This is a genomic window from Candidatus Nitrosotalea sp. FS (genome assembly GCF_011319475.1).
In the GTDB taxonomy this organism is placed as follows: domain Archaea; phylum Thermoproteota; class Nitrososphaeria; order Nitrososphaerales; family Nitrosopumilaceae; genus Nitrosotalea.
This window is the reverse complement of sequence record NZ_RCMC01000216.1, coordinates 1-11,732: the sequence shown is the minus strand read 5'-3', so window position 1 is coordinate 11,732 and position 11,732 is coordinate 1. Positions and strand designations below refer to the sequence as shown.

The 11,732-nt window shown below is 37.1% G+C and carries 10 protein-coding genes and 1 pseudogene; 7 read left to right on the top strand and 4 right to left on the bottom strand.

What is annotated here, in order from left to right:
- The first annotated feature begins 606 nt into the window (after window positions 1-606).
- Window positions 607-1,572 carry a flavin reductase family protein gene (locus tag DYY66_RS08200; protein WP_166288004.1) on the top strand — a complete coding sequence of 322 codons (966 nt, stop codon included), beginning with the start codon at window positions 607-609 and terminating at the stop codon, window positions 1,570-1,572.
- Window positions 1,573-2,322: 750 nt separating this feature from the next.
- On the opposite strand, the gene DYY66_RS08185 is transcribed toward DYY66_RS08200, so the two are convergent.
- Window positions 2,323-2,889, bottom strand: coding sequence for a resolvase (locus tag DYY66_RS08185; protein WP_394352612.1), 567 nt, complete (start codon window positions 2,887-2,889; stop codon window positions 2,323-2,325).
- A gap of 327 nt (window positions 2,890-3,216) precedes the next feature.
- On the opposite strand from DYY66_RS08185, the gene DYY66_RS08180 reads away from it, so the two are divergent.
- Window positions 3,217-3,546 (top strand): hypothetical protein, encoded by a 330-nt coding sequence (locus DYY66_RS08180; RefSeq protein WP_166287998.1) that lies wholly within the window; start codon window positions 3,217-3,219, stop codon window positions 3,544-3,546.
- A gap of 10 nt (window positions 3,547-3,556) precedes the next feature.
- On the opposite strand, the gene DYY66_RS08175 is transcribed toward DYY66_RS08180, so the two are convergent.
- Window positions 3,557-4,072 carry a hypothetical protein gene (locus DYY66_RS08175; RefSeq protein ID WP_166287995.1) on the bottom strand — a complete coding sequence of 172 codons (516 nt, stop codon included), beginning with the start codon at window positions 4,070-4,072 and terminating at the stop codon, window positions 3,557-3,559.
- A 2,209-nt stretch (window positions 4,073-6,281) separates the two neighbouring features.
- On the opposite strand from DYY66_RS08175, the pseudogene DYY66_RS16350 reads away from it, so the two are divergent.
- From DYY66_RS16350 to DYY66_RS08140, 5 genes and pseudogenes are all read left to right on the top strand, one after another.
- A pseudogene (locus DYY66_RS16350) lies at window positions 6,282-7,471 on the top strand (DMT family transporter); the annotation flags it as partial.
- Window position 7,472: 1 nt separating this feature from the next.
- The coding region (locus DYY66_RS08155) for a YkgJ family cysteine cluster protein (RefSeq protein WP_218583682.1) at window positions 7,473-7,809 on the top strand (337 nt) is incomplete at its 5' end.
- A 136-nt stretch (window positions 7,810-7,945) separates the two neighbouring features.
- Window positions 7,946-8,818 carry a TrmB family transcriptional regulator gene (locus DYY66_RS08150; RefSeq protein WP_166287980.1) on the top strand — a complete coding sequence of 291 codons (873 nt, stop codon included), beginning with the start codon at window positions 7,946-7,948 and terminating at the stop codon, window positions 8,816-8,818.
- 66 nt (window positions 8,819-8,884) lie between these two features.
- Window positions 8,885-9,175 (top strand): hypothetical protein, encoded by a 291-nt coding sequence (locus tag DYY66_RS08145; RefSeq protein WP_218583681.1) that lies wholly within the window; start codon window positions 8,885-8,887, stop codon window positions 9,173-9,175.
- 5 nt (window positions 9,176-9,180) lie between these two features.
- Window positions 9,181-9,990 (top strand): hypothetical protein, encoded by an 810-nt coding sequence (locus tag DYY66_RS08140; protein ID WP_166287974.1) that lies wholly within the window; start codon window positions 9,181-9,183, stop codon window positions 9,988-9,990.
- Here DYY66_RS08140 and DYY66_RS08135 read toward each other — a convergent pair.
- A complete protein-coding gene (locus DYY66_RS08135) occupies window positions 9,973-10,296 on the bottom strand; it encodes a hypothetical protein (RefSeq protein ID WP_166287971.1) in 324 nt (107 codons plus the stop codon). The genes DYY66_RS08140 and DYY66_RS08135 overlap by 18 nt on opposite strands.
- The gene (locus DYY66_RS08130; protein WP_166287968.1) at window positions 10,293-11,402 is read right to left on the bottom strand and encodes a thiolase family protein; all 1,110 of its coding nucleotides are present in this window, start codon (window positions 11,400-11,402) and stop codon (window positions 10,293-10,295) included. Before DYY66_RS08130 ends, DYY66_RS08135 begins: the two co-directional genes overlap by 4 nt.
- Between the last annotated feature and the right edge of the window lie 330 nt (window positions 11,403-11,732).

Sequence of the window (11,732 nt, the reverse complement as noted above, 5' to 3'; positions counted from 1 at the left end):
CCGCAGATGCCGCATTCACAATGGGTTTGCATATTTCTTCTGAAGATCTATTGCATTTAACCAATATGAGGGTTCTTCTATGACAGGAATGGTTATTTCTTTGATTTTTTAGGTTTTTCAGCTGGTTTTTTTGAAGCCTTGGCCTTGTCTTCGAGGTGTTTTGCTTTAGCTTCTTCAGTCTCTTTGCTTTTTTCATCTACTGCTTTCATGACTGCCTGAATCAAGCCATCTAGATCACTATCAGAGACCTCGGGTTCTACAGCAGATGCTATCTGTGTAATGGTATTTGATATTGCAGAACTTACCTCATCGAAGCTCTCTGGGTCTTCATATGCTGCATTGTATAATGCTTTGAGCCTACGAACGTCGGAAAGTACTTGATCGGTCAGGGTTAANCCATCTAGATCACTATCAGAGACCTCGGGTTCTACAGCAGCTGCAATCTGTGTAATTGTATTAGATATTGCAGAGCTTACCTCGTCGAAGCTCTCTGGGTCTTCATATGCTGCATTGTATAGTGCTTTGAGCCTTCGTACATCAGAGAGTACTTGATCGGTCAAGGTTAAACGGTATTTTTTACCATTTATGGTGATTTCCTGACTTATCATGCATGGACTCGGCCATCCTGCTTTCATAAAGTTTTCTGTAAAAAAGAACAATTACTGGATACACATGGAAACTTTGTTGGCAAGAAAAGTTCCAAGTAAAGCAGAACGATATTTTTCAACAGGCATAAGCATGATCACGTCACGCGGTACAAAAGGTCCAAACGTCATGGCAGCAGAATGGGTTTTGCAAATTTCATACAACCCAGTCCTAATTGCCATTTTTATCCACAAAGGATCTCAGACTCTAAAGAACATTGAAAAAACAAAAGAGTTTGGAGTAAATGTCGCATCAAAAGAACAGACGGCTCAAGTAAGCGTAGCAGGAGGATATTCAGGATTTGAAATAGACAAGATGGGTCTGAAAAATATTTTCAAGACACTTGCACCGCAGAAGATCAAGACCCCAATGATTTCAGGCTGTACAATAAATGCAGAATGCAATCTAGTCAGAAAAGAAAAACTAGGTGACCATGTCATGCTAGTAGGAAAAGTTGTACACATCAAGCATGATGATACCAAGAGTCCATTGCTATATCATAGTGGGAGATATTTTGGACTAGGTTCCATGGTAGAGCCTGACAGGCAAGAGGTTTCAACAGACAAAGATACATTAGAATTTTTCAGAGACCTCGCACAAGGAAGATTTGTACTAAAGTGTGCAGGAGTTCTAGTAGAATCAAAGAATAACGTACTTGTCACTAGATGGCCTAAAACAAAACTTGAGACAATACCGTTTACCATCCCACCAACAGGCAAGAACCAAAGAGCACATCTCAAGAAATTCATACTCGAGATTGGACTTGACATACAAATAGAAAAAGAATCAACCATGAAGAGGCTTGTCTTAAAAAACGGAAAAGAAATCCAGAGAATCAACTTTGTAATTTTCAAGGGAAAAAACAATCCCACAAAGAGTGTCACATGGAAATTAAAACAAGATGATGTTATTGCAAACTTGGCCTAGATTGTTATGTAATCTAGTGCTACTGCATCTGCCAATAGCGACGCATGTCTGGAACTTACAATGTAGCCATTTTTGATATCAGTTGTTGGAAGCCAGCGGTTTGTAGAGCTGTAGNATAGAAAAAGAATCAACCATGAAGAGACTTGTCTTAAGAAATGGCAAAGAGATCCAGAGAATTAACTTTGTAATTTTCAGGGAAAAAACAATTCAACAAAGAATACCACCTGGAAATCAAAACAAGATGATGTTATTGCAAACTTGGTCTAGATTGTTATGTAATCTAACGCTACTGCATCTGCCAACAGTGATGCATGTCTGGAACTGACAATGTAGCCATTTTTGATGTCAGTTGTTGGAAGCCATCGGTTTGTAGAGCTATAATGTCTTTTTTCCTTCATCTCTTTTTCAATGTCATGCAGGTCGCATTCTCCTTCCTCAATCTGTTGGGTATTGATGTGTTTTATCGTGATTAGGATTTTTTTTACCTTGACTCGGACTCCAAATCTCCAAATGTGATCGGAGGTATCATCTTCAACTTCTAGCAATTTGAGCTTTATTTCTTTTGTACCAAGTGCATCTCGGNGACTCCAAATCTCCAAATGTGATCCGAGGTATCATCTTCAACTTCAAGCAACTTTAGTTTAATTTCTTTAGTACCAAGTGCATCGCGGCTTACCAAGCTGCGTTCATCTACAAAATCTTCAAAGCTCATTATTTTATGTTTACAGTATCGGATTAAAGAGTATTCGGTTAATTGGTACTTGGTTTTTTGGCAAAAGGCATAACACATGATTCTAGTTTCAAGGGTTGTCTTTTACCTTCAGACATGGCATATGTATCCCCATCATAAGTACAGATAAAATCTGTTACAGGGTATTTTTCATCCCAAATTTTAAAAAATTCTCTAAGCTCTCGGTGTTCATATTTTCCAGTACCTATTCTCTTCTTGGAAGAAAACTTGAATGCGACAATCATCTTTCTTGTCTCATATAGTTCAAAAGTGTGTATCCATTTGAGACAACGCTGTATTTGATCAAATGGCACCCTCAGAGTGGTATTTGTACCAGACTTTGCCTCGATAGTATAAATGACATTTTCCCTAGTACTTACTGCAAGGATATCCGGAAGCCCAACACTTGGGGAGCCAAGTCTAAAGGCCTTCCAACCTTCAACAGCATTGAATCTTTTAACCAGTGTATCCTCCCAGTTGTAGCCTCTTTGCCTCCTAGTTCTTGCAATGCGTTGGTTAGTTTTCTTGCTATTTTTTTTACGTGGTACATTTTTCATAGCATAAAATTCAGGTTGTTCTGATGTCATTTTATTTCTGATCTGTTAGTAAGTTTTAACGATATAGACTAGGTGGTAATTATACTAACACCTTGATGCCTATTTTTTGTCATTAGTTTTGTCATCATTAAAAAATGGCTACCAAGTCTCAGCGTTAATATGTCATGATGCAAAAGAAGAGAACATGTCAGAGAACGAGAACCAGATCACATATCTAAAGTATAAAGAATACGGGGATCTTTTGAAAGTCATTTTATATTCATCCCAATCAGTACTAGGTGCTGTCCCACTGATTTATCATCAAAACTACAANACGAAGCCTCAGCGTTAATATGTCATGGTACAAAATAATGGAACATGTCAGAGAACGAAATAACCTATCTAAAGTATAAAGAATACGGAGATCTTTTAAAAGTCATTTTATATTCATCGCAATCAGTCTTGGGTGCTGTCCCCCTGATTTATCACCAGAACTATAACGGCCAGAACATAATCTTCATACAAACTGGGACGGTGGGAGGCAATGTCATACATTATCTTGTATCAAGCAGTGCACCTGCCAAGAAATTCATAGAATTAAAGAGACTTACAGGCGATTATAGTTTTGTTGAAAAAATCGGAACTGATGGCATGTCGTTGTACATTCCAATCTTAGAGTTGGAAAAAAGCACTCTAAAGTTTCCCTGATACCAATAAACTAGATGCCAATTTTGGGCAAGTATCTGTGAAGTATCACATAGTTTCCCCCAATCACTAGTAAAACCCAGATGGCCGTAGTCATGAGAGAATTCACAGTATAATCATGAGATATGCCATAACTTAGCGATACTGAAGCCGGTTGTCCACTCTGATTTTGTATGGTAATGACATAATCTCCCTTAGTACCAGGAGTAAACTGGATAACACCTTTTTTGAATATTGTTTCATGCAATAGATCCTCTTGAGAATTTCCAATTCGTACATCAAAGTTTGTTGGAGAACCATTGTCTGACAGGATTATGGTATACGGAATACCAATTTGATCAACATGTATGGTTCCAACATATGACGAGTCACCTTTTATTTCATAATTTTCAAGGACAATCCCCTTTTGTACAAATCCAGGAGTAAGAAAATCATGTACAGAGAAATTAAAAAATATCGCAATTCCTACTGTGCACATTACGGTGCCAATCAGCAAACCACGATGTTGTGCACCAAGTACATTTTTCAAACATTATGAGATGAAGACTTTCACATAATAGAGACCTAGATGTGTCAAGATATTACAGACACTTTTCTTGAAAATGTCTTGTCAGAATACTTTTTTGTGCTTGTACAATGCGTATGCAATTACCAAGTATCCACCATACCAAAGAAGGTTCAAAGGATGTGTTACACTGTATTGGTTGTATACATCCAAGTATGAATACCAGTTATCGCCAAGTGTGGTAAGAACTATGCCTATTGTCAATATCAGCCAAGGGGTACCCAAGNTGTGTGATACTGTATTGGTTGTATACATCCAAGTACGAATACCAGTTATCGCCAAGGGTGGTAAGAACTATTCCTATGGCCAATATCAGCCACGGTGTACCCAAAGTCCCTTGACGAAATATCATTGCCCCCAAAATGGCAGCAGACAGTATTACAGAAGAGCCCACGATATAGGCAAGACCTAAAAAGTAATTTGTAGTCAAACCTTGTTCCTGACCAAAATCTAAAAAGGCATATACTCCAGTGATTACAATTGGGAGCAATATCACAAAGGCTTTTACCGGTGTACTAATTTTTGGCTTGAAGAATTTGATATTTCTTGCAAGATGGTAAAACGTGAGAGGATAGAACGCAAGCCAGACCCAATCTGCAATAGATGGACTAGGGGTCTGCCCCTGCTGCTCTAAAAAGTAATATATTCTCTCAGCTGCTGCATTACACAACATTCCTGATGCCAGTGCAAGATAAGATGTACCAAAAACACTTGACTTCCAATATCTTTTTGCAATGAAAAATCCTGCTACGGCTGCAACAAGGGCAGTGACTGTAGTAACAATTGTTTCTACAAGTTCGATGTTAGGATCATCTGGATTCTTGAAACTGTACAAATAGAATTGATATATTACCAATCCAGCAGCAATAACAAGAAATATCTTATAGTCTATCTTTTCAGAAATTTTTTCAGGAACAATGTTCGGTTCTCGATGTGATTTATTGAAAGAAAACATTCTGGTAGCACCTTAAGAGCATACGATTTGCATGATACGGCTTTCGTTAACAGACTCTTTAGTAGGCAATATCTTGACAACAATCTTGTTCTTTTCTATTGATATGCTGACATTTTCAAATATTGCTTGGTACTTTGTGACCTTTTTTCCATCATGTGTTGTAACATATCCTTTTGGAAGTAACATTCCATCTTCAATCAAGGAATTGATTTTTCGATAACCCGAAGTTTGAGGAATGTTGCTTGTCTCCAGTATGTCAGATATTATTTTTGGCTCGCCCATAACCGTATTGATTATGTTTTTCTTGTCTTCATCTCCTAATGATCTAAGTATTAGCTCCATCAACCTAGAGTCTTCCAGAGTTATCCATTGTTTTTCGGCATCTTTTGATTCTTCCATGACAACAATCTTGTCGAGGATTTTTTTCTCAATGCCTTCTGCGCCACCTCCGAAGAATTCCCTAAGAACAAAGTCAAGNTTGCTTGTCTCCAATATGTCAGAAATTATTTTTGACTCTCCCATAACCGTATTGATGATGTTCTTCTTGTCTTCGTCTCCTAATGATCTAAGTATTAATTCCATCAATCTAGAANGCTCGCCCATAACCGTATTGATTATGTTTTTCTTGTCTTCGTCTCCTAATGATCTTAATATTAATTCCATTAGCCTAGAGTCTTCCAGAGTTATCCATTGCTTTTCAGCATCTTTTGCCTCTTCCATGACAACAATCTTGTCGAGGATCTTTTTCTCGATACCTTCTGCGCCACCTCCGAAAAACTCTCTAAGGACAAAATCAAGTTTTGTGAAGTCTTCCACTGCTTGGGTGAAACCTATCCCGTACTTTTCAAATAGTCTATTTTCTATCTTTTCAAAGGTTACATCACCCAAGTTATCTTTTACAATTAGCTTTAGGGATTTAGCAATGAGGGCTCCAAGCCAGACATGAAGATACCTTAAATCCTGAATAATATAGGAAGGTGGGTGTCTCAGGATATNGGTGAAACCTATCCCGTACTTTTCAAATAGTCTAGTTTCAATCTTTTCAAAGGTTACATCACCCAGATTATCCTTTACAATTAGCTTTAGGGATTTAGCAATGAGGGCATCCAAGCCAGACATGAAAATACCTTAAATTCTGAATGATAAAGCAAGTTGTGTGTCTCAGCGTGTGACACAACCGTTATTAGCGATCTAGTGTTTCCCAATATTGGAAATAACATGTCGTTAAGTTACTTAAATAGTATAAAAATAAAGTTGGTTTCTACCAGATCGGGCTACCTACTAGCGATCACAGCAGCTATACTCACAGGCATGGTTCACTCTCTGCCAAAACAACTATTTTCATTTTCACAGACTTCGCCTACAGAACTAAGCCCGTTGATGTTTGTTGCCATAGTGTATCTAGTGAACGGAGTATTTTTCACACCAATAAAAAAAGATGCCACACCAATTTCAAAATTAGGAAGACGAAACCTTCTATTCATACTTGGAATCGCACTTGCAGAGGTTTCAGGGCTTGTGGCATACTTTTTTGGCCTAAAACAGTCTACTGCAGTAAACGGGTCAATTCTTACAAATGGTGAGATAATATTTGCAGTACTCATATCGCTGACAATCTTCAAAGACAGACTGCTCAAGAAGGAGGTCTTTCCGTTTGCAGCCATAATAACTGGAATAATAATCATACCCATAGGCTATGACTTGGTTCAATCCCACTTGTCCATCACAGAGATAATCCAAGGCAATCTATTGATTCTATTATCAGGGGTATTTTGTGCAACTGACATCATCTTATGTAGATATGTTACAGGTATAATCGACCCTAAGAGAATTACACAATTGACATCATTTGCAGGAGCCGCATTTGTTCTAGCTGCAATGGTCGGATTTAATGTCCCATTCCAAATGGATTTGAGGCAACTTCCAAGTGTCATACTTCTAGGGCTTTTTGGAACTGGATTTGCCACATTTTTGTTTCTTGCAGCACTAAAGATAATCGGTACAACAAGAACTGTATTACTGTATTCTACAAATTTCATATTTGGGATAATTTTTGCCACTAGTTTTCTAGGCGAAACACTCACGGTCACAAACATCATATCGATTTCTTTGGCCTCAATTGGAATCTACCTGCTACGAAATAAACTTGGAACTATCGAAGAGATCATCAAGACAGTACCAAAAACATACAAGAGAGGCTCGTACAAATCCCTTTGTGGGACATGCCAGCATAACAATTGCTGTACATCATTTACTGCTCCACTGTTGTTCCCAGGAGACATTACCAAGCTCAAGGCAATCAACAAGTATGATGAGGAACATGTCAAGGAGATCAAAATAAGAGGAAAAACCGTACAGACTATAAAAAAGATGAATAATTCAGAATGTGTCTTTTGGAATAGTACTGANATGTGTTTTCTGGGATAGTACAGATAAGAAATGCTCAATTTATAAAAACAGGCCTTTTGATTGCATGATATTTCCTTTTGACATTTTTACAATAAATGGCAAGTATTTCTGGGTAGTTTATTCATGCAATCCAAATAGCGATTGGAAGTGGAGCGAATCACAATTACAGATGTTTGAAAATAGCGAGGAGTTCAAGGAGATTGCAGCCAATATCGAGTCATATCACGGACATATTGACGTAGATAGGTCGATTAAGAACGATAAAATCGAGTATACCATACTAAGAGAAGTCAATTTGAGCAACGTGGTGCACGACCATGGCAAAGAGCAAACTTAGAGTAGAAATGAAGCATATTTTGGCATCATAGTCAAAGCATCTCAGAATCGCCTTAAACCCATAATTTGTCAAATTAAGGTGTAATACTCCATTACATACAGCAGGCTAAAGCCAATTCATAGATATGACTTGTAATATGACAACTGATGCAAGTAACATATCGTCACTTAAAATGCATCGAGATACAGCATCACATGACCATGAAGCATTATTTGATAAAATCAGAAATGAATTATCAAAATTTGGTCTGACTCCTAATCAATCTAAAGTATTTTTGTACTTGGAAAAATATGGTTCAAGTACCGCTACCCAAGTAAGTAAGGCACTAAAAGTTCCAAGGACTGAAACATATCACTTGTTGACTAATTTACAAAACAAAGGAATTGTGTCAGCTACATTTCAACATCCTATCAAATTTACCGGTCTGCCTCTTGACAAAGCAATAACTGCTCTGATAAATGCAGAAAAAGAAAGAGTCAAGGGTTTAGAGACTCAGGAAAAAAGTTTGGTAGAGCTTTGGAATACATTACCAAGTTTTAAGGTAAACAATGAAGAGATCAAGGATGGAAAATTCCAGATGCTACAAGGCATAAACCAAATGACTGGAAAAATAAAATCAATGTTAACAGGATCAAAAGAAACTATACAGGTGCTAGCATCAGAAAAAGATTTCATGAAATTTTATCATGCAGGATATCTAGAATGGATTTCAAACTCTAATGCAGAAGCACAGCTTGTTTCATCATCATCTGAAAAAACAGCGTACATCTACGAAGGCAATTTGATCGACAAAGTTAAAAAAATGCCAATAAAAATCAAAGAAGATCTATGCTTTATCATCAAAGACGAAGAGGAAGCAATATTATTTATGAAAAATACAAACGAGGTATCACAAAATGTTTTGGCCATGTGGACTGACTCTTATTCCATGGTGTATACACTAAAGCTGTTATTCACATACATTTGGTCAAACTCGAAATATCTCAAGGATGAGAAAATTGAACAATAATTTTGACATGTGGTCCATTACAAATACACATAACCCACATAACAACAAAAGGAGGTCTATGCGAAAATGATGACCTTTCAAAAAAGAGATGTAATGAAGGCATTAACATCTATTGCAATCCAAAAAGTACTCAACGATATCAGCGCTCCAGCATTTGAAAAAGTCTCAAAAAAGCTACAAAAAGAGTACAAATGCTACATTCCAGACTGCTATGACCATCCAGAGTATCTAGAGTCGGTTTTAAAGTCAATTTTTGGCAATGCATATACTGCAATAGTGGAACAAATAAGAATCGAACTTGAAGAACATGCAGAGGATAACGGCATCAATCTATTAATTAAAACTATAGCAAGGTAATTTTCTTGTTATCATTATCAAAGAAAAATGAATTAGAGAAGCTATTACTGATAACAATAGTTTGCACAGGATTTACAATCCTTGTCTCCACAATGTTAGGAAAAGAAGTTGTAAAACAAGTAACTGATGTAATGTACATCATAACAACTGCGGCATTTGTCATTTTATCAACCATCCTAGTTTTAAGATTCAAAAAAACAGGAGATCATGGAAAGGCATGGTTGTTTTTACTTGGAACATCGGTATCGTGGTTTATTGCAGAAACAACTTGGACTGTCTATGAATTAGTATATGATAAAAATCCATTTCCATCAATCGCCGATGTGTTTTACATATCAGGATATCCACTGATGCTTGGATTTTTAATGTACTACCTAAAGCCTGTAAGAAAAGCAATAACAAAAAAAATGATGTTGAGTGCAATCATGATTTCTGCAACTATCGCCATTCCAAGCATATACATGGCATATTCTCCAGAACCTGATGTCACAGTATTTGAAAATGTATTAGCTACATCTTATCCAATTTTGGATTCAATCATTTTCATACCTGCAATAATCGGAATAGCACTTTTCTTCAGAGGGGAGGTAAATTTTACATGGTCTCTCATATGCACAGGAATACTTTGCTTTGCAATAGGCGATATCGGATTCCAATATGCAACTTTTACCAATACGTATTACACGGGACATCCCGCAGACATTGTTCTAATGTGGTCTTACATTTTATTTTCATTTGGAGTATATGATCATGTCAGAATATTTAGAAAAAGTGGGCATCAAACCAAGAATAAACAGTTAGACAATTGGCGCTAGAACAAATTTTGCCTTGCCATCATAATCACACTCTATTAGATTCAACATTTGTCCAGCGTGTAGAGCAGATGTAGTCACTATTCTACCCATCACACGTATATTGTTCTCAAATTCAACAATGCCAAATATTTCATCACCTTTACGTGAGAATTCAATCAATTTTGCAATCCTGGTAACTGGTTTCCAAATGATATTTCCAAAACACGAATTGCACATATCGCTTGGGGGCCATACTTGTTTATTGCATCTAGTGCAAAAGCTACTTACAAAGACATTATTTTTTAATTCTTGTTCAAATCTTGTCATGATTCTAATATCAAAACAGTAGACGATGTAGCCGCTGCAGACATGTTATGCACCAATCCAGTTTTGGCACCATCAATCTGCCTCTTTTTTGCAGTACCCTGTAATTGCTGGAATATCTCAATTGTTTGAGCGATTCCAGTAGCACCCAGTGGATGACCACATCCAATCAACCCACCCCGTGGGTTTATTTTTTTGTCATTAGTTTCATACAGATTTCGAACATACGAACTTCCCAGTCCAGGCTTGACAAAACCAAGATCTTCGAGTTCGATTATTTCACATATACTAAAAGCATCATGGAGTTCTGCCACATCAATGTCATCGGGTGTTTTTTTAGCCATATCATATGCTTGATGAGACGACTGGATGTTAGATTTCATGCAAGCAAGATCCTCATTTTTTGTAAATCCGGCAGAGAGGGATTGTTGACCTATTCCAGATATCCAAATGGGGTTGTCAGTGAATTTTTTTATTATATCCTCAGATGCAAGCAATATAGAGGCAGCACCATCACATGGCATTGAACAATCAAGCAGTCTAAGATTATCAGTAAGATGTTTTGATTGCATTATTTCATCTAACGAAAACATTTTTTTGAAATATGCAAATGGGTTATCAGCTGCATTGTTATGGTTTTGTGCACTAACATAAGCAATATCTTCCATAGTAGTACCAAACTTGCGCATGTGTGCACTTGCAAACATTGAAGCCCAGTAAATTGGATGTTTGTATTGGCCTCTTGATACATCCCACTCAAGTACAAGACCCGGACTGTTAGATTTTTCTGCACCAATCACTAACGCAACATCTGCAAGCCCTGACGCAATGTAAGAGTATGCTGAAACTATTCCATTAGTTCCAGAATTGCATAAACTCTCAACAGAATGTGACACTTTTGGAGAGATTCCAGATAATTCAGATACTACGTTTGATAGATATTTGGAATCACTGTTAGTTGATGTAAGAACTGCATCAATGTCATCTTGAGAGAGATTTGAGGTACCATCAAAAATCGGTTTGACAGATGATAACATGAGAGATTCTATAGTAGAGTCACTTTTTGAAAATTCTGCAAGCCCTGATGAGGCTATACCGACTCTTCTCAATTCATAGACTCCCTGAAAGTAGTGACAAATAGATCAAAAGAATCCTGGACATTCCCAGATGGATTAAACTGAAGAATTGGAAGATCAATTCCTGCATTTACAAATCTCAAAAGTTGTTTTCTTCCATCATCAGGAGTACCACATATTGCTAATTCGTTNAACATGATTTTCTTTGAGTCCTGATTTTTTATACTCATCAAAGATAGCGCGTGTTTCTTTTTCAAATCCATTCTGTGCTAAAAATTCTCTATAAATTTTGCCTACTGAGACATAAAATGCCAGAGTTTTCTTGGCACGCAATATAGAGTCGTCAGCATCATTTGAAATAGA

What these genes read in the sequence shown, in the direction of transcription:
- DYY66_RS08200 (WP_166288004.1), top strand. Translation starts at nt 607, where the DNA reads ATGCATGGACTCGGCCATCCTGCTTTCATAAAGTTTTCTGTAAAAAAG.
- DYY66_RS08185 (WP_394352612.1), bottom strand. Translation starts at nt 2,889, where the DNA reads ATGACATCAGAACAACCTGAATTTTATGCTATGAAAAATGTACCACGT.
- DYY66_RS08180 (WP_166287998.1), top strand. Translation starts at nt 3,217, where the DNA reads ATGTCAGAGAACGAAATAACCTATCTAAAGTATAAAGAATACGGAGAT.
- DYY66_RS08150 (WP_166287980.1), top strand. Translation starts at nt 7,946, where the DNA reads ATGACAACTGATGCAAGTAACATATCGTCACTTAAAATGCATCGAGAT.
- DYY66_RS08145 (WP_218583681.1), top strand. Translation starts at nt 8,885, where the DNA reads ATGATGACCTTTCAAAAAAGAGATGTAATGAAGGCATTAACATCTATT.
- DYY66_RS08135 (WP_166287971.1), bottom strand. Translation starts at nt 10,296, where the DNA reads ATGACAAGATTTGAACAAGAATTAAAAAATAATGTCTTTGTAAGTAGC.